The 20,288-nt window shown below is 71.4% G+C and carries 22 protein-coding genes; 11 read left to right on the top strand and 11 right to left on the bottom strand.

Translation table 11 applies throughout. From position 1 onward, the window contains the following. Positions 1-5: 5 nt before the first annotated feature. The 3 genes from ABZ016_RS04815 (at position 6) to ABZ016_RS04805 (ending at position 3,579) form a co-directional block, all read left to right on the top strand. Complete coding sequence (locus ABZ016_RS04815) at positions 6-245, top strand: hypothetical protein (protein WP_356915118.1); 240 nt, start codon at positions 6-8, stop codon at positions 243-245. 23 nt (positions 246-268) lie between these two features. Then, entirely contained in the window at positions 269-1,843 is a 1,575-nt protein-coding gene (locus ABZ016_RS04810; protein WP_356915117.1) for a metallophosphoesterase, read from the top strand. Between the two features lie 179 nt (positions 1,844-2,022). Beyond that, positions 2,023-3,579: an ABC transporter substrate-binding protein gene (locus ABZ016_RS04805; RefSeq protein WP_356915116.1), complete on the top strand. Its 1,557-nt coding sequence runs from the start codon at positions 2,023-2,025 to the stop codon at positions 3,577-3,579. 10 nt (positions 3,580-3,589) lie between these two features. On the opposite strand, the gene ABZ016_RS04800 is transcribed toward ABZ016_RS04805, so the two are convergent. The 9 genes from ABZ016_RS04800 to ABZ016_RS04760 all read right to left on the bottom strand — a co-directional run bounded on the left by ABZ016_RS04800 (position 3,590) and on the right by ABZ016_RS04760 (position 10,386). Then, positions 3,590-4,333: a TetR family transcriptional regulator gene (locus ABZ016_RS04800; RefSeq protein WP_356915115.1), complete on the bottom strand. Its 744-nt coding sequence runs from the start codon at positions 4,331-4,333 to the stop codon at positions 3,590-3,592. Positions 4,334-4,344: 11 nt separating this feature from the next. After that, positions 4,345-4,890: a DCC1-like thiol-disulfide oxidoreductase family protein gene (locus ABZ016_RS04795; protein WP_356915114.1), complete on the bottom strand. Its 546-nt coding sequence runs from the start codon at positions 4,888-4,890 to the stop codon at positions 4,345-4,347. A 12-nt stretch (positions 4,891-4,902) separates the two neighbouring features. Then, positions 4,903-5,310, bottom strand: a complete 408-nt coding sequence (locus tag ABZ016_RS04790) for a hypothetical protein (protein ID WP_356915113.1) — start codon at positions 5,308-5,310, stop codon at positions 4,903-4,905. A gap of 171 nt (positions 5,311-5,481) precedes the next feature. Further along, positions 5,482-6,099, bottom strand: coding sequence for a Uma2 family endonuclease (locus tag ABZ016_RS04785; RefSeq protein WP_356915112.1), 618 nt, complete (start codon positions 6,097-6,099; stop codon positions 5,482-5,484). Between the two features lie 152 nt (positions 6,100-6,251). Beyond that, positions 6,252-7,031: a succinate dehydrogenase iron-sulfur subunit gene (locus ABZ016_RS04780; RefSeq protein WP_356915111.1), complete on the bottom strand. Its 780-nt coding sequence runs from the start codon at positions 7,029-7,031 to the stop codon at positions 6,252-6,254. Continuing rightward, positions 7,031-8,785, bottom strand: a complete 1,755-nt coding sequence (gene sdhA, locus ABZ016_RS04775; protein WP_356915110.1) for a succinate dehydrogenase flavoprotein subunit — start codon at positions 8,783-8,785, stop codon at positions 7,031-7,033. The genes ABZ016_RS04780 and sdhA overlap by 1 nt, the downstream gene beginning before the upstream one ends. Positions 8,786-8,804: 19 nt before the next feature. Then, entirely contained in the window at positions 8,805-9,287 is a 483-nt protein-coding gene (locus ABZ016_RS04770; RefSeq protein ID WP_020273764.1) for a succinate dehydrogenase hydrophobic membrane anchor subunit, read from the bottom strand. Positions 9,288-9,292: 5 nt separating this feature from the next. After that, on the bottom strand, positions 9,293-9,673 hold the full coding sequence (gene sdhC / locus ABZ016_RS04765) for a succinate dehydrogenase, cytochrome b556 subunit (RefSeq protein WP_356915109.1): 381 nt from the start codon (positions 9,671-9,673) through the stop codon (positions 9,293-9,295). Between the two features lie 191 nt (positions 9,674-9,864). Next, the gene (locus tag ABZ016_RS04760; protein ID WP_356915108.1) at positions 9,865-10,386 is read right to left on the bottom strand and encodes a 2-oxo-4-hydroxy-4-carboxy-5-ureidoimidazoline decarboxylase; all 522 of its coding nucleotides are present in this window, start codon (positions 10,384-10,386) and stop codon (positions 9,865-9,867) included. A 301-nt stretch (positions 10,387-10,687) separates the two neighbouring features. On the opposite strand from ABZ016_RS04760, the gene ABZ016_RS04755 reads away from it, so the two are divergent. The 4 genes from ABZ016_RS04755 (at position 10,688) to ABZ016_RS04740 (ending at position 14,152) form a co-directional block, all read left to right on the top strand. Further along, positions 10,688-12,280, top strand: coding sequence for a glycoside hydrolase family 20 protein (locus tag ABZ016_RS04755; protein WP_356915498.1), 1,593 nt, complete (start codon positions 10,688-10,690; stop codon positions 12,278-12,280). 96 nt (positions 12,281-12,376) lie between these two features. Continuing rightward, entirely contained in the window at positions 12,377-12,883 is a 507-nt protein-coding gene (locus ABZ016_RS04750) for a hypothetical protein (RefSeq protein ID WP_356915107.1), read from the top strand. Between the two features lie 110 nt (positions 12,884-12,993). Next, a complete protein-coding gene (locus ABZ016_RS04745) occupies positions 12,994-13,548 on the top strand; it encodes a hypothetical protein (protein WP_356915106.1) in 555 nt (184 codons plus the stop codon). Between the two features lie 208 nt (positions 13,549-13,756). Continuing rightward, on the top strand, positions 13,757-14,152 hold the full coding sequence (locus ABZ016_RS04740; protein ID WP_356915105.1) for a hypothetical protein: 396 nt from the start codon (positions 13,757-13,759) through the stop codon (positions 14,150-14,152). 2 nt (positions 14,153-14,154) lie between these two features. Here the strand turns inward: ABZ016_RS04740 and ABZ016_RS04735 are convergent, their stop codons facing one another. Further along, complete coding sequence (locus ABZ016_RS04735; RefSeq protein WP_356915104.1) at positions 14,155-15,357, bottom strand: N-acetylmuramoyl-L-alanine amidase; 1,203 nt, start codon at positions 15,355-15,357, stop codon at positions 14,155-14,157. 232 nt (positions 15,358-15,589) lie between these two features. Between ABZ016_RS04735 and ABZ016_RS04730 the strand changes: the two genes are divergently transcribed. The 4 genes from ABZ016_RS04730 to ABZ016_RS04715 all read left to right on the top strand — a co-directional run bounded on the left by ABZ016_RS04730 (position 15,590) and on the right by ABZ016_RS04715 (position 19,138). Further along, positions 15,590-16,207: an RNA polymerase sigma factor gene (locus tag ABZ016_RS04730; protein WP_356915103.1), complete on the top strand. Its 618-nt coding sequence runs from the start codon at positions 15,590-15,592 to the stop codon at positions 16,205-16,207. 129 nt (positions 16,208-16,336) lie between these two features. Beyond that, entirely contained in the window at positions 16,337-17,083 is a 747-nt protein-coding gene (locus tag ABZ016_RS04725) for a hypothetical protein (RefSeq protein WP_356915102.1), read from the top strand. Positions 17,084-17,435: 352 nt separating this feature from the next. After that, on the top strand, positions 17,436-18,110 hold the full coding sequence (locus ABZ016_RS04720; protein ID WP_356915497.1) for an RNA polymerase sigma factor: 675 nt from the start codon (positions 17,436-17,438) through the stop codon (positions 18,108-18,110). Beyond that, the gene (locus ABZ016_RS04715; protein ID WP_356915101.1) at positions 18,110-19,138 is read left to right on the top strand and encodes a hypothetical protein; all 1,029 of its coding nucleotides are present in this window, start codon (positions 18,110-18,112) and stop codon (positions 19,136-19,138) included. Before ABZ016_RS04720 ends, ABZ016_RS04715 begins: the two co-directional genes overlap by 1 nt. A gap of 212 nt (positions 19,139-19,350) precedes the next feature. Here ABZ016_RS04715 and ABZ016_RS04710 read toward each other — a convergent pair whose 3' ends face one another. Then, positions 19,351-20,235: a L,D-transpeptidase family protein gene (locus tag ABZ016_RS04710; protein WP_356915100.1), complete on the bottom strand. Its 885-nt coding sequence runs from the start codon at positions 20,233-20,235 to the stop codon at positions 19,351-19,353. Positions 20,236-20,288: the final 53 nt, after the last annotated feature.

Raw genomic sequence — 20,288 nt, 5'->3', positions numbered from 1 at the left:
GGTGCATGAAGCTCAGCCGCCCCGTCTCCTGGTTCCTGCTCGCCTTCGGGGTGTGGAGCTGGGTCATCTGGATCACTTTCGTCAAGAACCTTGTCAAGGACAGCAGCGGGCTCGCCTTCGACGACGGTCATCCCACGGCTTACTTCTGGGTGCACCTGCTGCTCGCCGTCGTGTCCTTCGTATTGGGGACGGTCGTCGGGGCCATCGGGTTGCGTGGTCTGCGCGCACTGCGCCGGACGTCATAACGGCAATCGGGAGACTCGACACCGTGGTCATCGTCTTCGTACTCGTGGCACTGCTGGTCCTGGCCGTCGTCGTGACGGCCAACTGGTACGTGTGGCGTCGCCTGTTCCGCGACACGACCCGCGGCCCGGGCCTCACCCGCCGCGCGGGCGCGGTCCTGATCGCCGGCGGCTGGACCCTCGCGATCACGGCCCTGGTCGCCGAACGCTCCGGCGCCCCCTTCTGGCTCCAGCAGGTACTGGCCTGGCCGGGCTTCCTGTGGCTGGCCCTGTCGATATACCTGCTGCTGGCGGTGGTGGCGGGGGAGGTCGTACGTCCGCTGCTGCGGCGGTACCTGGACCGGCGGGCGAGGACACGGGACGGCCGGCAGACGGATGGGGGCGGTGCGGCCCCGGGGTCCGGGACAGCGCCTGATCCGGAGGCGAAGGGCAACGGCACGCCCGGTGCGACGACCGCCTCGGCGACCACCGCCGGTCCGCAGGCAAACGGCGCAGCCGGTACGCCCGCGACAGCGGACGGCGGCGTGACCGCGCTCGCCGCGCAGCCCGGTACCGCCGGTGCAGCAACCGCGTCCGTGACACCGGCCCCCGGTACGGCCCCCACGCCCGCGGCGCAGCCCGGTACCGCCGGTGCGGCGACCGCGTCCGTGACCGCCCCCGACCCGCACGAGGACGACGGTGCCGTGGCGTCAGGAGCGCTCGCTGCGGCGGCGCCGATGCCGACGGCGACGCCGACGGACCCCGCCACCGCGGCCCCCGGCGGTGCCGCCTCCGGCCCCTCCCGCCGCCTCTTCGTCTCCCGGGTCGTCGCCGGGGCGGCCGCCGCCGCTGCTGTCGGGACCGTCGGGTACGGCACCTACGGCGTGCTGCGCGGGCCCAAGGTGAAGCGGGTGACCGTGCCGCTGGCCAAGCTGCCGCGCGCCGCGCACGGGTATCGCATCGCCGTGGTCAGCGACATCCACCTCGGCCCGGTCCTCGGTCGCGGCTTCGCGCAGAAGGTCGTCGACACGATCAACTCGACCCAGCCCGACCTGATCGCGGTCGTCGGCGACCTGGTCGACGGCAGCGTGAAGGACCTGGGCCCCGCCGCCGCCCCCCTGGCGCAGCTGAGGGCCCGTCACGGGTCCTACTTCGTCACCGGGAACCACGAGTACTTCTCCGGCGCCGAACAGTGGGTCGAGGAGGTCCGGCGGCTCGGCCTGAACCCCCTGGAGAACGCCCGCAGGGAGATGCCGTACTTCGACCTGGCCGGAGTCAACGACGTGGCGGGCGAGGAGGAGGGCCAGGGCCCCGACTTCACCCGGGCCCTCGGCGACCGGGACACCGCACGCGCGTGCGTCCTGCTCGCCCACCAGCCCGTCCAGATCCACGAGGCCGTCGAGCACGGCGTCGACCTCCAGCTCTCCGGCCACACCCACGGCGGCCAGCTCTGGCCCGGCAACCTCATCGCCTCCGGCGCCAACCCCACCCTCGCGGGCCTGGACCGCTACGGCAACACCCAGCTCTACGTCTCGCGCGGCGCGGGCGCCTGGGGCCCTCCCACCCGGGTGGGCGCCCCGTCGGACATCACCCTGATCGAGCTGGCGTCGAAGCAGGCCTGACCCTGTGAGAACGCTGTGAAACCGGACCTAACCGCCCATCGGTAAGCCATCGGTAAGTTCTTTCCCAACTCGGAAGATCTTCCTTCCCCCGGGTCAAACGCCTGTGATTGGGTGAGGCCGCCACGAAGGGGCGTGGCGTACGCATCTGGGGCCCCGAGGGCCCGGGGAAGGCAGGGCCGATGCGGTCGGTTCGCATGCGGATACTCGCGGGGCTGCTCGTCCTGGCAGCCGTGGGCGTGGGCGCCTGGCAGCTCGTGCCGTCGAAGAAGGACGGCGCGACCATCACGGTCGGCACGACGGACGCCGTCACCTCGCTCGACCCGGCCGGCGCCTACGACGCGGGCTCCTGGGCGCTGTTCAGCAACGTCTTCCAGTCGCTGCTCACCTTCGCCCCGGGCGGCACCGCACCCGTGCCGGACGCGGCGAAGAGCTGCGCGTTCGCGGGCGGCGACCTGGCCACGTACCGCTGCGTACTGCGCCCCGGCCTCACCTTCCCGAGCGGCCGCGAGATGACCGCCGAGGACGTGAAGTTCTCCTTCGACCGGATCATGAGGATCAAGTCCCCGGTCGGCCCGGCCCCGCTGCTCGACACCCTCCGTTCGGTGAGCGTCGACCGGGCCACCGTCACCTTCCACCTCTCCTCGCCGGACGCCACCTTCCCGTTCAAGGTGGCCACCGGCGCGGGCTCGATCGTCGACCACACGGCGTACCCGGCCGACCATCTGCGCACCGACAACGCTGTCGACGGCACCGGCCCCTACACCCTCACCTCGTACACCAAGGACGACAAGGCGGTCCTCGCGCCCAACGCCCACTACCGGGGTGCCGTCAAGGACGGCGCGGGCCGGCCCGTCGAACTGCGCTACTACGACAGCCCCGGCGCCCTGGACACGGCCTGGAAGGACAAGCGGGTCGAGGTCGCGACCCGCCAGCTGCCGCCCCGGGTCCTCGCCGGACTCAACCCCAGCGACCCCTCGCAGCGCGTCTTCGAGGCGGACGGCTCGGAGACCCGGAACCTGTACTTCGACACCCGCGCGGGAAAGCCGCTGCACAACCCGAAGGTCCGGCAGGCCATGGCCTGGCTGATCGACCGCCAGCGGCTGGCCGCCACCGTGTACGACGGCACCGTCGACCCGCTGTACTCCCTGATCCCGGCGGGGATCACCGGCCACACCACCTCGTTCTTCGACGACTATCCCGAGCCGGACCCGAAGAAGGCACGGGCACTGCTCACCAAGGCCGGCGTGACCCTGCCGGTCCGCTTCACCTACGGCTACGCCGAGGGCCGTGGCGCCGGTGCGCAGGAAGCCGCCGAGATCAAGCGGGAGCTGGAGGCGAGCGGCCTGTTCAAGGTCACCGTCCGGGGTTACGAGTGGACCGACTTCCAGAAGCGCTGGGCGAGCGGCAAGCTCGACGCGTACGCCGTCGGCTGGGTCGCCGACTTCCCCGACCCGGACACCTTCGGCGCCGCGCTCGTCGGCACCGGCAGCGCGATGAACACCGGCTACAGCAGCAAGGACGTCGACCGGCTCATCAAGGACAGCCAGCGCTACGCCGACCGCACCGAGGCCGACCAGGACTTCCGGCAGGTGCAGCAGGCCGTCGCCCAGGACGTGCCGGTACTGCCGCTGTGGCAGGCGAAGGAGTACGTCGTCACCACCGAGGACGTCGGCGGCGGGCAGTACCTGTCGGACGGCACGGGCGTGTTCCGCCTGTGGAGCCTCACGGAGATCTGACGTCCGGCACCTACGGGCTGGTGCGGCGGGCGGCCGGGTCCGGGATCGCGTTCGTCATCCCCGGCAGGAAGTCCGTGAACAGCTCGTGCACCTCGCGCACGAGCGGCCGCAGCACCCGGAAACGGGCCAGGGCGACACCGCGCGCGGTGAGCCGGGCCCCGCGCTCGGCGAGCCGGTAACTCCGCTCCCGGCCCTCCGTGCGGTCGAAGACCCAGTACAGGACGAGCCCCATCTGGGACAGCCACATCAACTCGGGCAGGATGTCGCGCAGTTCCTCGGGCACCTTGGTCTTCGTCGCCCCGGCCAGCACCTCCCGGTGGACGCTGATGGCCTCTTCGCGGGCGTGCTCCGACTCGGGGGAGAAGGGGCTGAGCGGGCTGTCCGGGTCGGCGGCGTTCTTGAAGAACTGCACCGCGAACTCGTGGTACGGCCTGGCGATGTCCAGCCAGGCCCGCAGCACCCCCGCGAGCCGGGCCTCCAGGTCGGTCTCCCGGTCCAGGACCTCCCGGACCGCCACCTGGTGCTCGGCGGCGATCCGGTCGTAGAAGCCCTGGATGAGGTGCTCCTTGCCCGCGAAGTAGTAGTACGCGTTGCCGACGGAGACCCCGGCCTCCTTGGCGATGGCCCGCATCGTCGTCTTGTCGTAGCCGTGCTCCTGGAACAGCCGCATGGCTGTCTCCAGGATCAGGGCGCGGGTCTGCTCGGACTTGGTGGGGGTGGCGCCGTCTCCGGGGCCGTCGTTCTTCGCGGACACGGGAAGAGAGCCTATCGCCGGTACCGGTGCCGCCACCGAGGGGCGCAGGTGCCGTCGGCGCAGTCAGGCGCGGTATGGATCCAGCCGCCGTCCGGGTCGTACGACCACCCGTCCGCGCGCCGGTACACCCGCCCGCCCCACTGCGCTCCGCCACCCTGCGCCCGGTTCCACTGCGCCCCGCCACCGTGCGCCCGGTTCCACTGCGCCCCGCGCCACTTGGCGGCGGCGAGCACCGCGCCCCTCGCGAGCCAGGCGCCGGACGGGGTGCTGAGCCGGTGGGCGAGCGGCCGGTGCTCGCGCAGCGCCCACAGGGTGACGACCCAGGCGGCGGGCCCCCGGTAGACCTGCCCGGCGTCTGCGACGACCGTGATCTCGTCGAGGGTCGCGCCGTGGTCGAGTCCGGGGAAGCGCCGCCGGGCCTCCTCCGAGCCGGCCGGGACCGGCTCCAGCGGCACCAACTGGGGCTGCCGCTGGAGCCAGTCGCGCAGGAACGCGCACAGGGAGCACTCGGCGTCGTACAGGACGGTGAGCCTGCGGACCGGGGTCGTGGCATTCACGGAGTTCTCCGCTCAGGCCTGGGCCGTGGGCGCCACCCAGCCCTGCGGCGGCACGGGCGGCACCTGCTCCCGCTCCATGACGCCCCGCCGCCGGATGCGGTTGAGCACGTAGACGTTGGCCAGGTGCATCACCCCGAGCACCAGCAGGACGACACCGAGCTTGGTGGACAGGGCCTCGAAGACGCCGCGCGTGTCGGTGATGGTCTCGTCGCTGCTCAGGTACAGCGCGACGAACCCGAGGTTGACGAGGTAGAAGCCGACCACCAGCAGGTGGTTCACGGCGTCGGCGAGCTTCTCGTTCCCGTGCAGCACGTCGGCGAGGAAGACCCTCCCGGTACGGCTCAGCGTGCGAGCCACCCAGATGGTCAGCGCGACGCTGACCAGCAGGTAGATGACGTAGGCGATGACCGTGCGGTCCATAGCCCCCACCCCTTCTTGAACACGTTCAAAACGCTGTCGAGAAAGACTGTAGACCTCCTTTTGAACACGTTCAACTCGTGGGGTGTGGGGCGTAGGTCACGCCGTCGGCGGCCGCCCGGCTCGCCGACCAACCGGCACACCGGCAACGCGACCACGTCAATGGGGTGAGGCTCAGTTGCCAGTTCTGGGCTGGCCGGCCTTGAGGATCTCCGCCACGTCGAGGCTCACCTTGGCGCCGATGGAGTCCGGGAGAGTGACGAGCTCACCAGGGGCATGCGGGCGGTGGTTCTCGTAGGTGCTTCCGACCGGGTCCGTCAGGACGTGGAGGCGCTGGTGCTTGCGGTCGACGACGACGTAGACGGGCACCTTGGCCTCGGCGTAGGCGGCGACCTTGGTCTTGAGGTCGTCCTTCCAGTTCCCGGAAGTGACTTCCAGGACGAGACGGAAGCAGGCCGGATCGTAGGCGTTGTTCTCGACGAAGTGGTCGTCGATGTCGGCGTCCACCACCACGAGGTCGGGGATGGCGTAGTCCTCGGCGCCGGTGGGGAGCCAGAGTCCTACGTTCTGGAGGACCTCGGATTCGCCGTCGTCCAGTCCTGCGATGAACGGACGCATGAGTTTGGTCAGGGCGCGGGCGTGGGGAGCATCCCGGGGCGGAGTCACGAGGAGATGGCCTTCGATGATCTCGACACGGTAGCCCGGATGGCGCTCCATGATCTCGTCGGCGATGGTCGTGAGGGTGAGCGGCTCTCCGCGGCCGAAGGGCTGCTCGACGGAAGCTGTGGACATGCGGTGTCTCCCGGGGCTGGTGTCGAGAGCATCGTCGTGGGCCGGAAGGCGACCGCGGGTCCGTCCCCGGACCCCTTCACCCGAAGGTGTGGCATATGCCAGAGGGCCCTGTTTCCGCTGGAAACAGGGCCCTCATACGGAAGCGGCGAGGCTCAGTACCGGCGCGTGATCAGCGCCCTCTTCACCTCGGCGATCGCCTTCGTGACCTCGATACCACGCGGGCACGCGTCCGTGCAGTTGAAGGTCGTGCGGCAGCGCCACACGCCGTCGCGGTCGTTGAGGACCTCCAGGCGCTGCTCGCCCGCCTCGTCACGCGAGTCGAAGATGAAGCGGTGCGCGTTGACGATGGCCGCCGGGCCGAAGTACTGGCCGTCGTTCCAGAAGACCGGGCACGACGTGGTGCAGGCCGCGCAGAGGATGCACTTCGTCGTGTCGTCGAAGCGCTCACGGTCCTCGGCGGACTGCAGACGCTCACGCGTGGGCTCGTTCGTGTCCTTCGTGATGAGGAAGGGCATGACGTCCCGGTACGCCTGGAAGAACGGCTCCATGTCGACCACGAGGTCCTTCAGGACCGTGAGGCCCTTGATGGCCTCCACCGTGATCGGCTTCTCGGGGTTGATGTCCTTGATGAGGGTCTTGCAGGCAAGACGGTTCTTGCCGTTGATCCGCATCGCGTCCGAGCCGCAGATGCCGTGGGCGCAGGAACGGCGGAACGTCAGCGTGCCGTCGAGCTCCCACTTGATCTTGTGGAGGGCGTCGAGGACGCGCTCCTTCGGGTCGATCTCCAGCTGGAAGTCTTCCCACATCGCTTCCGCCGCGACCTCGGGGTTGAAGCGGCGGATGCGGAAGGTGACCGTGATGTAGGGGGAGTCGGCGAAACCGGGCTCGGGCCGGCCGGCCGCGTCTTCCTTGTCCAGAACGGGTGTAGCCATCAGTACTTACGCTCCATCGGCTGGTAGCGGGTCTGGACGACCGGCTTGTAGTCGAGACGGACGGTTTCGGAGCCGTCGGCGCCGACCTCGCGGTACGCCATGGTGTGCCGCATGAAGTTGACGTCGTCGCGGTTCGGGTAGTCCTCACGGTAGTGACCGCCGCGGGACTCCTTGCGGGCGAGTGCGGAGACCGCCATGACCTCGGCGAGGTCCAGCAGGTTGCCGAGCTCGATCGCTTCCAGCAGGTCCGTGTTGAACCGCTTGCCCTTGTCCTGGATCGAGACGTTCTTGTAGCGCTCGCGCAGCTCCGCGATCTTCTCGACCGCCGTCTTGATCGTCTGCTCGGTGCGGAACACCATGACGTTGGCGTCCATGGTCTCCTGCAGCTCGCGCCGCAGCACCGTCACACGCTCGGTGCCGGTGGCGTCGCGCAGCTGCTCGACCTGGGCGATCACGAGCTCCGCCGGGTTCTCCGGCAGCTCCACGAACTCCGCCTTCTGCGCGTACTCCGCGGCCGCGATGCCGGCGCGCTTGCCGAAGACGTTGATGTCCAGCAGGGAGTTCGTGCCGAGACGGTTCGCGCCGTGCACGGACACGCAGGCGACCTCGCCGGCCGCGTACAGGCCCGGGACGACCGTGGTGTTGTCCGCCAGGACCTCACCCTCGACGTTCGTCGGGATGCCGCCCATCGCGTAGTGCGCGGTGGGCTGGATCGGGATCGGGTCCGTGTAGGGCTCGATGCCGAGGTAGGTGCGGGCGAACTCGGTGATGTCGGGCAGCTTGGCGTCGAGCTGCTCCGGCGGGAGGTGCGTGAGGTCCAGGTACACGTGGTCGCCCTCGGGGCCGCAGCCGCGGCCTTCGCGGATCTCCGTGTAGATGGAGCGCGAGACCACGTCCCGGGAGGCGAGGTCCTTCATGACCGGCGCGTACTTCTCCATGAAGCGCTCGCCGTCCTTGTTGCGGAGGATGCCGCCCTCACCACGGGCGCCCTCCGTCAGCAGGATGCCCATGCGCCAGATGCCGGTCGGGTGGAACTGGAAGAACTCCATGTCCTCCAGCGGAAGACCGCGGCGGTAGACCGCAGCCTGGCCGTCACCGGTCAGCGTGTGCGCATTGGACGTCACCTTGAAGAACTTGCCGCAGCCGCCGGACGCGTAGATCACGGACTTCGCCTGGAAGACGTGGATCTCGCCGGTCGCCAGCTCGTAGGCGACGACACCGGCCGACTTCTTGACGCCGTCGACCTCGGTGATCAGCTGGTCCAGGACGTAGAACTCGTTGAAGAACTCCACGCCCTCCTTGACGCAGTTCTGGTACAGCGTCTGGAGGATCATGTGGCCGGTGCGGTCGGCCGCGTAGCAGGAGCGGCGGACCGGGGCCTCGCCGTGGTTGCGGCTGTGACCGCCGAAGCGGCGCTGGTCGATCGTGCCGTTCGGGGTGCGGTTGAACGGCAGGCCCATCTTCTCCAGGTCGAGGACCGAGTCGATGGCCTCCTTCGCCAGGATCTCGGCGGCGTCCTGGTCGACCAGGTAGTCACCGCCCTTGACCGTGTCGAAGGTGTGCCACTCCCAGTTGTCCTCCTCCACGTTCGCCAGCGCGGCGGCCATGCCGCCCTGCGCGGCGCCCGTGTGGGAGCGGGTGGGGTACAGCTTGGTCAGCACGGCGGTGCGGCTGCGCTTCGTGGACTCGATGGCCGCGCGCATGCCCGCGCCACCGGCGCCGACGATGACGGTGTCGTACTTGTGGATCTTCATGATTCTCGCAGCCCCGTGCCTAGCGGATGTTCGGGTCGAAGGTGAAGATCACCAGCGTGCCCAGCAGGATGGTGAACACCGTGGCGGTGTAGAGCAGGCCCTTGAGCCACAGCCGGGTGTTCGCGCGCTCCGCGTAGTCGTTGATGACCGTGCGCAGGCCGTTGGCGCCGTGCAGCATCGCGAGCCACAGCATCAGCAGATCCCAGACCTGCCAGAACGGCGAGGCCCAGCGGCCCGCCACGAAGGCGAAACCGATCTTCGACACGCCGCCGTCCAGGACGAGCTGGATCAGCAGGTGGCCGAGGACCAGGACGACCAGCACGACGCCGGACAGGCGCATGAACAGCCAGGCGGCCAGCTCGAAGTTGCCCCGGGTGCTCTTCGGGGTCTTCTTGGTCCGCTTGCGCGGGGCCTCGATGAAGGGCGCGGGGTTGTCGACGGTGTAGACGGCGCCGCCCTCGACGGGGCCGACACCGGCGGCGGTCTTCTCAGACGTGGACATTGGCGTCAGCTCCCGAACAGTTCACGAGCGGCGTGGCCGAGGACGGGGTAGACCGCCCCGAGCATCAGCACGACCCACACGGCGACGACGGTCCAGAGCATCTGCTTCTGGTAGCGCGCGCCCTTGATCCAGAAGTCGACGGCGATGACGCGCAGACCGTTGAGCGCGTGGAAGAGGATGGCGGCGACGAGGCCGTACTCCAGCAGCGCGACGATCGGCGTCTTGTACGTGGCCACGACGTTGTCGTAGGCCTCAGGGGACACGCGGACGAGAGCGGTGTCCAGCACGTGAACGAACAGGAAGAAGAAAATGAGGACGCCGGTGACTCGATGAGCCACCCAGGACCACATTCCTTCCCGGCCGCGGTACAGCGTTCCAGCCGGCACGGAAGTTTCCTCCGGGAGCGGGGATTGGGGCCGCGCCGGCTTGGTGTGTCGGTCGGGCCCGGCCGGGTACGGTCCACCGGCCCCCAGCATCGTAGCGAGGCGCTGCCGCTGGGCTGAGCCGGGGTCCGGCTGTGTGATCAAACTGGCATGCGTACGGGCTAGCTCATCGGCTTCTGTGGTGGGGTGTCCCGTTATCGGCCGGGTGCGGGCTCGCTGTGGTCGATCGCGCCCACGCGGCGCCAGCCGCATGTCGACTGCGGCCCCGCGCCCCTCAGCGCGCGGACCAGCCGTTCCTTCGCCAGGCGCCGCAGCTCGTCGGCCACCACCCCCCGCTCCTCCTCCGGATCGTTCGTCAATCGTGACCGGATGGTTTCCAGGAGGTGGTCCAGGACCTCGGCCGGTGCCACACCGTCCAGGCAGATGACGAACACGTGCCCGAATCGGGCCTCGTAGGCGGCGTGGGCCGCGCGCAGGGCCGTGTGGGCCGCCGCGTAGGTGTCCGGCGGGAGGGCGGGCAGCGGCTCGGCCGCCAGTGCTTCCGTGAGGTCGGCCCAGCTCAGGTCGTAGGCCGCCTCGTCCGCCGCGGCGAGCAGGGAGGCGAGATCCGGGTAGGGGCGGTGTTCCGCGACGCGCCGGGACCAGCGGGGGCTGCGCAGGCAGATGAGGAGGGCCTGTTCCAGTTCCTCCGCGGAGGCTGCGTTGAGGTGCTCCACCGGTATGGCGCGTCGGCCGGGGAGGTCTGGGAGACGGTGCGCGGGCAGCGTGGATCCTCGTGGGCGTCACGTGTGTCGGCAGGGCATGTTGTGAGAGTTGTGACGTCACGCTATCGAGTACGACCACGACGTGTCCGACGGATGCCCGAATTTCACCCGGGAGAGAGAGTTTCGGGATGTGGGGTGGACGCGCGCCGAACGCGCGCCGGGCGGCACGGGGTTTTACGTTGGCCGTGTGAGTCAGCGCAGGCGCCGGACTTCGGCGAAGCAGGTGAAACAGCGGCAGGTGCTGGTCGTGGCCATGGCAGTCGCCCTGGTCGTGGTCGTGGCCGGGGTGGGTCTCGGGATCTGGGCGGCCTCGGGCGGCGACGGCGGGTCCACGGAACCGGAGGCCAGACCGTCGGGCGGGACCGCGGCCGCCCCGCGGGGCACCTCGCCGGAGGAGAGCCCCAGCCCGAGCCGCTCGTTCGCCCTGTCCAAGGCCCCGCAGACGATCCCCGCCGTACGCGACCACACCGCCGCACGCGGCCCGGGCTGGCGTCCCGAGAGCGGTGACCGGGTGGTCGTGGACGACCCGGCGCTGGCCGACGAGGGGCGGCTCATCGCCGGTGAGCTGGGGCTGTCGTACCAGGGCGAGAAGAACGACCGGCAGGCCGGGGACGTACGGCTGGCGCTGGACGGCGACAAGACGGCGAACCCTCAGTCGTACGTCATGACCGTGCGCGACGGGCGGGTGGAGATCAACGGGCCCGCCGAGGCGGGCGTCTTCTACGGCACCCGCACGCTCAAGCAGGAGGTGCACGACGGCGGCACGGCGCCCGAGGGCGTGGTGAAGGACGAGCCGGCCAAGCCCCAACGCGGGTTCATGCTGGACATCGCGCGCAAGAACTTCACCGCCGGCTGGATCGAGGACCGGATCCGGGAGCTCGGCGACCTGAAGTACAACGAGCTGGGCCTGCACTTCTCCGACGACCAGGGCTTCCGGATCGAGTCCGACTCCCATCCGGAGATCGTGTCCCAGGAGCACCTGACCAAGGCCCAGGTGCGGAAGATCGTCGACCTCGCGGAGAGCCGGCACATCACCGTCGTGCCCGAGATCGACTCGCCCGGGCACCTCGGCGCGGTCCTCGACGCCCACCCCGACCTCCAGCTGCGCACCGCGCAGGGGTCGGCGGTGCAGGGCGCCATCGACATCTCCAAGGCCGAGAGCGCCGAGATCGTCGACGACCTGCTGAACGAGTACGCGGACCTCTTCCCCGGCACGCCCTGGCACCTCGGCGGCGACGAGTACCAGGCGCTGGTCCGCTCCGACCCGGAGGCGTCCTTCCCACAGCTGGCCGCCGCCGCGCAGCAGAGGTACGGCTCCGGCGCCACGGTCGCCGACCTCACCACCGGCTGGCTGAACGACAGGGCCGCCACCGTCCGCGACAATCAGCGCATCCCGCGCGCGTGGAACGACGGCTTCTTCCGCGACACGTCCGTCGCGGCCGACAAGGACATCCAGGTCGCCTACTGGACCGGCAAGGAGATCGGCGCCCGGGCGCCGGTGGAGTACCTGAGCACGGGCCGCAAGGTGATCAACTACAACGACGAGTTCCTGTACTACGTGCTCGGCGAGCCGCAGACCTTCGTCTATCCGACCGGGCAGCGGATCTACGAGCAGTGGACACCGCGGATGCTGCGCGACACCGCGCAGGTGCCGGCGCGCTACGACGACCAGATCCTCGGCGGGACCTTCGCCGTCTGGTGCGACCAGCCGAACGCGCAGACGCAGGACCAGGTCGCGGCCGGAATCCGGATGCCGCTGCGGGCGACCGTCCAGAAGCTCTGGGACCCGGGCCGGCCCCAGCAGTCCTGGGCGGAGTTCCGGGCACTGGCGGACAGGCTCGGCTGACTCCGCTCGAATCGGCCCGTAAGGCTGCGAACTCCCGTACGGCTGTGGTGGTCTTCTGACGCGAGCCGAATCGAATATGCCGGGGGGAACCGGAACATGGGCTACTGGGGATATTTCGTCGTGGGCCGGGCGGAACGGCCGCTGGTGGAGCTGGACGCGCTGGCCGGGGCGGCGGACGGGATGACGTGCCGCGCCTCGGCGCCCGGCGGGTGGCAGGTCTGGGAGTACCCGAGCGGCGACGGCGACGTCGGGAACATGAACGCCCTGGCCCGGGAGACCGGAGCACCGGCGCTCTTCGGGTACGTCATGAACAGCGAGTGCGTGGCGCTGGAGGCCGCGGCGCCGGAGAGCGGGGCGTGGACGACGTGCCTCGCGCGGACCGCGATGGCCGGGTACCTGGGGGCCGGCCGGGAGGGGCTGAGGATGGAGGACTACTTCCTGGAGCCCCGCGACGCCGCCGAGCACGCCGTCCGCTGGGCCGCTGAGGCCGGACGCGAAGTGAACGCCGACGCGCTGGTGGACGTACTCACTTCAGACCCCGATCCCCTGGCCGAAAACCTCTTGTTCCGCTTCCTCGACAGACTCGGCGTGGTGCCCCTGTGACACTCCGGGGCCGTCGCACGCAGTAAGGGGAAGTGCGGGTTCCGTGAGGGGTGAGGGCTGGAAGCGGCCTGGTAGGGCCCTGAACAAAAGGCCCGCGGAGGGAGACGTGGATGAGCCTGGTGGAGTTGATCGCACAGGCCGACGAACGCGGGCTGGCCGCGAGCGGGCTGGCTTGTTTGGATCGGTGTGTGCCCCTGCTGGGCGGCGACGACGAGATCCTGCGGCCGCTGTGGGCGAGCCTCACCGACGGCGCCGGAGCCCGTGACTGGGGTGACGGCCTGGAACAGGCGCGCGGGAAGCTCGACACCGCGGGTGGTGAGGACGAGGCGGCCGTGCTCGCCCGCCGGATGCTCGAGGCCGCTCCCGCCGACCGGTCCGCCGCCGGGGTGCGGGTGTGGGCCGACGCCTGCTCCGTCGCCTCCCTCCAGATCCACCGCCTCCTCGACACCCTCCAGGACGACGCCTCCACGGTGAACGCCCGCCGCGAGGGCCGTACGGACGGCATGTCACCGCTAGTCGCCGCCGAACTGCGCCGCCAGATCACCGTCCTGGAGGTCCTGGCCGGACACGGCCAGGCCGGACTGCGGCGGGCACTGGAGGTGTCGGTCGAGGGACGGCGCGTCCTCCGCGCGGTCGTCTCCCGCCGAATCCGGCAGCAGGGGTGAGGCGCGACGCAGGGCTGGGGATCCACTGGCAGGGCTGAGGGCCGGACCTCCGAGGTTGAAGGCCCGCCGGGCGTCTGACCGGCCTAAACCCCCGTTCCTGGGAGGGTCCTGTGACTGTCGTGGGGCCGCCGTGGGGCGGTCCTGCGTCGCTTCGGGAAAGCCGCCGAATCCGGGTGACGAAACGCTTCTCGCCAGCGCTTTCCGGGGTGTGACGACTCAAGCGGAAACCAGGCCCTCGGCCGCGACGAAGCCGCTGCGATGGGCGGCGGACACGGTGGCGACGATGCGCGAGGGAGCACGGCTGCACCTCGACTACTCGGCCCAGAGCCTGTGGAGCATCGACCGGATGATCGAGGGGATACGACGGGAAGGGGCGCCGTACCCCGCGGTGCAGGAGACGCTGCGTGGCTTCGGTGCCTACGCCGGTGAGGTGATGGCACGTCAGGCCGGGGCCGAGTGGTGGGCGTCGGGCGGCGACCACTGGATCCGCACCCCCGACGGACGTCTCTGGGACCCGATCGACGAGGCCCGCCGCTGCTACGCCGGGCACGGCTCGCTGCGCCTGCTGTGCCGGGACGCGATGAGCACCGCGCCCCGGCGGTAGCGTCAGCGCCCGAACAGGCCCTCGAAGGCGGACTCGGCCGATTCCGGCAGTCCCTCGAACCCGGGCCCGGCCGACTGCGGGACAGCGGCGGCGAGCGTACCGGCGCCCGCGGCGAGGGTGCGGATCTCGGGCAGGCCGTCGTAGAGGTTCTGTCCGGGGCAGTCGGTCGGGTAGCCGTCGCGGTGCCCCGAGATGCGGTGCAGCGTCACCTTCTGGCCCGCCGTGTACTTGCCGTTGTCGGCCCCGGCCGTCAGCACCACCGTCCCCGTCGGGTCGATGCCGTACAGGCCCAGCTTCCAGGCCGCGACCTTGGCGACCGCCGCGCGCACGGCGGAGCTCACCGTCGCCTTGGTGTAGTCACCGAGCACCGAGACACTGCTGGTCGCGGTGTTGAAGCCGTAGGTGTGCGCGCCGAGGACGGGCCGGTCGATACCGCCCGCGCGACCCTCGAAGATCTTGCCGCACTTGTCGACGAGGAAGTGGTAGCCGATGTCGTTCCAGCCGTTGCTGCGCACGTGGTACAGGAACACGCCGCGCACGACCGACGCCGACTCGGAGCAGCTGTAGTCGTTGGTGCCCGCCGTGTGGTGGACGAACATCGCCTTGGTGGCGGTGGTGTAGGTCGGCGGGTCCTTCACCAGGGACTCGTCGGCGCCCCAGGCGGAGCGCGAGGTCACGGCGGGGCGGGCGACGGACGGCGCTCCGGCGGCAGGTCCGGGGACGTCCGGATCGACGACCGTGGTGTGCACGGCGTCCGACCCGCCGTCGGGATCGACCAGCTCGACGCGCAGCCCCTCGGGCAGCCCGGAGCCCGAGACGCGCACCTGGATGCCGTCCGCGGGCCCGGTCCACAACGGCTGGGTGCCGCCGCGCACCCCGGCACGGTCGCGGTCGGGACCCGCCTCCGGCGTCCGCACGTCGGTGTCCAGCGCGCGCCACGCGCTCCACTCGCCGCTCTCTCGGGAGCGGGTGCGCACATGCGCGGTGCCGTCCAGGGCGGTGTCCGGATCGTCCCAGGTGACACCGACCATGCTGAACGGCTCGGTGGTGCGCGGGGCGAGGGACCGCTCGTGGGGATCACCGTCCGGCACCCGGACGGTGTGCACGTCGTCGTCCGAGGAGGAGGCCCGGGCGGGCTGGGTCAGGCCGAGGGCACCGAGGGCCAGGGCGGTGGCGACGGCGGTGCGCAGGAGGAGGGACGGCATACGGCGCTCGCCTTTCGTCGGGCGGTTGTACTCGCGTGCAGAGCTCCCCGGTCCGTCACTTGGACAAAACCTCTCCGAGCCGGCGCTCCCGAGGACGGCGGCGCGGGATGACCCGAACGGTCGCGGGAACCGGGCGCCTGACGCGCTGTGACACTTCCGGGCGAACCGGCGCTGATGAGCGTGGGGGGCGTCGCAGAGGAGGGCGCGCACTCGGTACGGACGAGGACGGTATTTGGGTCAGGGAGCGGAACCCCGGCGCGTGCAGGCGTACGACGGGGAACTGGGCGCGGCCGTCGCGCGGGCCCAGCAGGGTGACGAGGCGGCCTTCGCGGTCGCCTACCGGATCGTGCAGCCCGGACTGCTCGGCTACCTGCGCGGGATCGTCGGCGACGACGCCGAGGACGTGGCGTCCGACGCCTGGCTGGAGATCGCCCGGGACCTCGGACGGTTCAAGGGCGACGGGGCCGGTTTCCGCGGCTGGACGGCGACCATCGCCCGGCACCGGGCGCTGGACCATCTGCGCCGGCAGCGGGTGCGGCCCCGGTCGTCCGCGCTGGAACAGGACGTACTGGAGCTGCCCGGGCCGCAGAGCACGTACGAGCAGGCGTTGGAGGCCATGTCGACCGAACACGCCCTGGAACTGGTCCGCGGGCTGCCGCGCGACCAGGCCGAGGCCGTGCTGCTGCGCGTCGTGGTCGGCCTCGACGGCCCCGCCGCCGCACGCGTCCTGGGCAAGCGGCCGGGCGCGGTGCGCACGGCCGCGTACCGGGGGCTGAAACGTCTCGCCCGGCAGCTCGGGACGGAGAGTGTGACGGATGAGGCTCCCCGGACGCTGGGTGAGTCGACGTGAACAGAGCTCAGCTTTTCCGGCCGGGGTCACCCGGACCCGGCGTTGTGAACAGGCCGGACGAGCGGGACGTACTGGTGAGGCCGGGCAGGCCTAGTGGGACGAGTGGATCGAGCAGGGACGGAAACGGACATGGGTGAACGGCAGAGCGACGGCGGGCTTGCCGGCCGCGCTTCCCGTCATGCCCTTCTCGACTCCGAGGTCGAGGCGCTCATCGCCGCCTCCCTCGTCCGGGACGGTGTCGACGCCGAGGCGGAACAGCGGGCCGTGGCCGCGTTCCGGGCCGCCCGGGACTCCGGGGCCCACCGGACGCTCACCCGCCGCCGGGACGACTGGCAGCCCCGGGAGCGGCGGCACCTGGGACGGTCGCTGAGGACGACGCTCGGCGTGCTGCTGGCGAGCCTGACCCTGGGCGGTGTCGCCGTGGCGGCGATCGGCGCGGCGGGATCCTCGGCGGACGGCCCGGACGACAGCCCCCGGCCCTCGCCCGCCACCAGCAACACCCCGAGCGACCCGGCCCGGACGCCTCCCCGGGACGGCGCCTCCGGCCACACCCCCGGCACCGCCCCCGGCTCCGCCACCGCCCGTCCCGACCGCCCTGCCCCCGCCCAGGACACCGAGGCCCATTGCCGCGCCTACCAGCGGGTCGGAGGCCGCGGCCGGGCCATGGACGCGACGGCCTGGCAGCGTCTCATCGACGCCGCGGGCGGTGAGAGGAACGTCACGCGGTACTGCGCCGCGCAGTTGGAGCCGTCGACGCCCGAGCCCCGGCCGAACAGGAGCGGCGGTTCGGAGAACAAGGGCTCCGGCGAGAACAACGGCACGGACAAGGACCGGGGCAAGGGCACCCCCGCCCGGCCCAACGACCGTTCTCAGTAAGGGATGCGGCGGACCCTGAGACGCCGCCTTGGCAACGGCCGAGGCCGCCACCCCCCACAGGAGAGGCCCCGGCCGTCGCACGGCACGGACCGCGCCGCGGCCCGTATCTCCTACAGCGCCCGGTGTGCGTTTTCTGTCACACCCCACCGTGTCACGGCTTAGTTGCATCTCCGGCGGACATGGACGTCGAGTGGTTTCAGGTCGTAACGTGCCATTCGCGCCAACAGCGGAGGCGGCAAGACCACCGCAACCACCTGCGGCCTTGAAAAACCGCAACCACCAATTGAGCAACCACGACGGCGAGAACCCGGTCCGCGGAAGCGGCACCGGTTTAGGCGCAGAAGGGCGCGCGGTGCTGGGGGACGACGCGGAGCTGACCGCCGCGGTGCGTGCGGCACAGGACGGAGACGAAAGCGCGTTCCGGACTGTGTACCGCACCGTGCACCCGCGGCTGCTCGGATACGTACGGACGCTGGTCGGCGACCCCGACGCCGAGGACGTGACGTCCGAGGCCTGGCTCCAGATAGCCCGTGACCTCGAGCGGTTCACCGGCGACGCGGACCGCTTCCGCGGCTGGGCCGCCCGTATCGCCCGCAACCGCGCCCTGGACCACATACGCATGCGCGGGCGGCGGCCCGCGATCGGCGGCGACGAGACCGAACTGACCGGCCGGGCCGCCGAGTCCGACACGGCGGGCGAGGCCATCGAGGCGCTCGCCACCGACGGCGCCTTCTCCCTCATCTCCCGGCTGCCGCAGGACCAGGCCGAGGCGGTCGTGCTGCGCGTGGTCGTGGGGCTCGACGCGAAGACCGCCGCCGAGACCCTCGGCAAGCGCCCGGGCGCCGTCCGGACGGCGGCACACCGGGGACTGAAGCGGCTCGCGGAGTTGCTCGGCGGCGATCCGGAGGCCGATCCGGAATCGGCCGGGGTGCTCGACGCCCTGCCGCCCCAGAGAGAACCACGCGGTAGTGCCATGACGTCCGCACGTGTGACGCAAAGCGTCGCGCGGACGCAGAAGGATGTGTGATGGCCGACGAGCAGTACAGGTGGCTGGACCGCGAAACAGCGGAGCGCTTGCTGAACGGAGAGCCACTCGAAGCTGTCGACGGCGCAGCCCCTGAAAGGGCCGAACGCCTCGCCAGGACACTCGACGCACTGTCCGCGTCACCACCGCTGACCAGCGAGGAACTCCCGGGTGAGGCCGCCGCGATGGCCGCCTTCCGCAAGGCGAGCGCGGAGCGCGCCGACGCCGCGGGGGCCCGTTCGGGCACCGGCGAACAGACGCGCCGCGACGTCGACGACGCCGGGCTGGTCCGGATCGGGGCCCCACGGGGCTCCGGCTCCGGCGCCGACCGGCGGCCCCGCTGGGCCCGTCCCGCGCGCCTCGCACTCGCCGCCGTGCTGGCCGTCGGCATGGTCGGCGGAGTCGCCGTCGCGGCCGGAACCGGAGTCCTGAAAGCACCGTTCGGCGACGAGCCCCAGCCCGGAGCCTCCGTCTCGGCCGATGTCACTCCGCCCGAACGCCCGCTGATCTCGCCCTCCCCGAGCGACGCCGTGCAGGGCGGGTCCACGCCCGACGACGCGCCGGGCGGCACCTCGACGGGCGGCGCCGGTGGCTCCGGCCGGACCGGGGACCGCGACGACGCGGCCCCGAAGCCCGGCTCCGGCGACAGGGGAGACCGGCCCCGCGACGGCCACGGGAAGGTCGCCACCGCCTGCCGCGACCTGCGCGAAGGCAAGCGGCTGAACGGCGAGCACCGGCGCGCCCTGCGGGACGCGGCGGGCGGCTCCCGGGTGTGGAAGTACTGCAAGGGCGTCCTGGCCGGCGCCGACGGCCGTGCCACCCAGCGCGGCCACGGCGACGCGAACCCGGGCAAGCACGCGAACAACAGCAAGGGCGCCAGCAAGGGCAAGGGCGCGAACCAGGGGCGCAAGCAGGACAAGGCGGAGCGCAAGGCCGAGCGCGAGGCCCAGCGGAAGGCCCAGCAGCGGGCCGAGCGGCAGGGCACCGGCGACGGCCACGCGGACCGCGGCCGGTCCGCACGGTCTGAGTAGCCCCTGTGACCTGCGGTTTTGTACTCCGCGAAAATCTTCTGGCCGAGGGTGTGACGTTTTCGGCCGCCCCGGCGCAGTAATGAGTGAGCCGACTGGTCATCGGCCGTCGCACAGAGCCGGGGTTCCCCCCGTACCTACGGCTCGTGCATCTGAGCGCGGGCGGGACACGTTCCCCCGGTCCCGCCCGCGCCCCAATCTCCCTCCCGCTTCCCTCACCAGGACACGACGACCTTGTCGCCGTTGCGGACCTGCGCGTACAGCCCCGAGATCGCCTGCTCGTCCCGTACGTTGACGCAGCCGTGCGAGGCGCCCGCATAGCCCCGGGCCGCGAAGTCGGCGGAGTAGTGCACGGCCTGGCCGCCGCTGAAGAACATCGCGTAGGGCATGGGCGAGTCGTAGAGCGTCGACACGTGGTCGCGCGACTTCCAGTAGACCGAGAAGACGCCTTCCCGGGTCGGCGTGTACTGCGAGCCGAAGCGCACGGCCATCGTCGACACGGTCCGCCCGTCGATCATCCAGCGCAGTGTCCGGCTGGTCTTGTCGATGCACAGCACCCGGCCGGTCCTGCAGCGCGCGTCCGGCGGGTCGGCCGGCTGGCCGCCCATCAGGTACAGGTCCCACCGGCCCGGCTCGCGCGTCATCCCCAGCAGCCGCTGCCAGGTGACGGCGTCGGTCCGCCCCGTGCGCGGCAGCCCGCGCTTGCCCTGGAAGCCGCTGACCGCCCGCTCCGTCCGGTCGTCGTACGTCCCGGTCGGCCCGTCGAAGAGCCAGGCGACCTGGCGCAGCCGGGCCTGGAGTTCACGGACGTCGCGGCCGGTGTCGCCCCGGGACCACAGCACCCGGGCCGGAGCGGGGGCGGCGCTCGGTTTGTCGTCGCGTGGCGGTGCGGACGCGGTGCCGGGCCCGCCGCCGGCGGGGGTGCGGGCCCCGCCCGGCGTGCGGGCCGGTTCCGGAGTGCGGGCCGGTTCCGGGGTGCCGCTGGGCAGCTCGATGTGCACCGGCGAGCGGCGTTTCCCGTCACCGTCGGCGGGCTGGACGGTACAGCCGGCCAGCACGGCCACCCCGGCGACGGCCACCGCGATCGTTGCTCTCCCCATGCCCGTGGTACGCACACGGCCCCCCGTCGTCTCACCGGTGTGCCCGGATGTCA

This window comes from Streptomyces sp. NPDC006372, from assembly GCF_040612515.1.
GTDB lineage: Bacteria > Actinomycetota > Actinomycetes > Streptomycetales > Streptomycetaceae > Streptomyces.
The sequence above is the reverse complement of the archived record's forward strand: the minus strand, read 5'-3'. Positions and strand labels throughout refer to the sequence as shown.

What these genes read in the sequence shown, in the direction of transcription:
- ABZ016_RS04815 (WP_356915118.1), top strand. Translation starts at nt 6, where the DNA reads ATGAAGCTCAGCCGCCCCGTCTCCTGGTTCCTGCTCGCCTTCGGGGTG.
- ABZ016_RS04805 (WP_356915116.1), top strand. Translation starts at nt 2,023, where the DNA reads ATGCGGTCGGTTCGCATGCGGATACTCGCGGGGCTGCTCGTCCTGGCA.
- ABZ016_RS04790 (WP_356915113.1), bottom strand. Translation starts at nt 5,310, where the DNA reads ATGGACCGCACGGTCATCGCCTACGTCATCTACCTGCTGGTCAGCGTC.
- ABZ016_RS04785 (WP_356915112.1), bottom strand. Translation starts at nt 6,099, where the DNA reads ATGTCCACAGCTTCCGTCGAGCAGCCCTTCGGCCGCGGAGAGCCGCTC.
- ABZ016_RS04780 (WP_356915111.1), bottom strand. Translation starts at nt 7,031, where the DNA reads ATGGCTACACCCGTTCTGGACAAGGAAGACGCGGCCGGCCGGCCCGAG.
- sdhA (WP_356915110.1), bottom strand. Translation starts at nt 8,785, where the DNA reads ATGAAGATCCACAAGTACGACACCGTCATCGTCGGCGCCGGTGGCGCG.
- ABZ016_RS04770 (WP_020273764.1), bottom strand. Translation starts at nt 9,287, where the DNA reads ATGTCCACGTCTGAGAAGACCGCCGCCGGTGTCGGCCCCGTCGAGGGC.
- ABZ016_RS04755 (WP_356915498.1), top strand. Translation starts at nt 10,688, where the DNA reads ATGGCAGTCGCCCTGGTCGTGGTCGTGGCCGGGGTGGGTCTCGGGATC.
- ABZ016_RS04750 (WP_356915107.1), top strand. Translation starts at nt 12,377, where the DNA reads ATGGGCTACTGGGGATATTTCGTCGTGGGCCGGGCGGAACGGCCGCTG.
- ABZ016_RS04745 (WP_356915106.1), top strand. Translation starts at nt 12,994, where the DNA reads ATGAGCCTGGTGGAGTTGATCGCACAGGCCGACGAACGCGGGCTGGCC.
- ABZ016_RS04735 (WP_356915104.1), bottom strand. Translation starts at nt 15,357, where the DNA reads ATGCCGTCCCTCCTCCTGCGCACCGCCGTCGCCACCGCCCTGGCCCTC.
- ABZ016_RS04725 (WP_356915102.1), top strand. Translation starts at nt 16,337, where the DNA reads ATGGGTGAACGGCAGAGCGACGGCGGGCTTGCCGGCCGCGCTTCCCGT.
- ABZ016_RS04715 (WP_356915101.1), top strand. Translation starts at nt 18,110, where the DNA reads ATGGCCGACGAGCAGTACAGGTGGCTGGACCGCGAAACAGCGGAGCGC.
- ABZ016_RS04710 (WP_356915100.1), bottom strand. Translation starts at nt 20,235, where the DNA reads ATGGGGAGAGCAACGATCGCGGTGGCCGTCGCCGGGGTGGCCGTGCTG.